Genomic DNA, 244 nt, shown 5'->3' with positions numbered 1-244 from the left:
CATCATTTCCCAGGACGACAGGCAGGCCATTCATGCGTGACGCGGACATCGATCTCTTTTTCCCCACCATCGCCGAGCGCGAGGTGCAATACAACGCCCGCGAGTCGGTGGCGGACTTCGACGCCTGCGTGCGCCGTTACGCCGAGTCGGCCGCCGCGGTGAAATCGCGCCGCCCCGGCCTGCTGAACCTGCGTTACGGCATGGGTCAGGACGAGCGGCTGGACCTGTTCCTGCCGGCGGCGAA

The 244-nt window shown here is 66.4% G+C and carries 1 pseudogene; it reads left to right on the top strand.

Going from position 1 to position 244, the window contains the following annotated elements:
• Window positions 1-32 precede the first annotated feature (32 nt).
• Window positions 33-244, top strand: a pseudogene (locus SB751_RS34335) (alpha/beta hydrolase); the annotation flags it as partial.

The sequence above is a fragment of the Cupriavidus sp. SIMBA_020 genome (genome assembly GCF_046535395.1).
GTDB lineage: Bacteria > Pseudomonadota > Gammaproteobacteria > Burkholderiales > Burkholderiaceae > Cupriavidus > Cupriavidus campinensis.
This window is presented reverse-complemented; position numbering and strand designations above follow the sequence as displayed.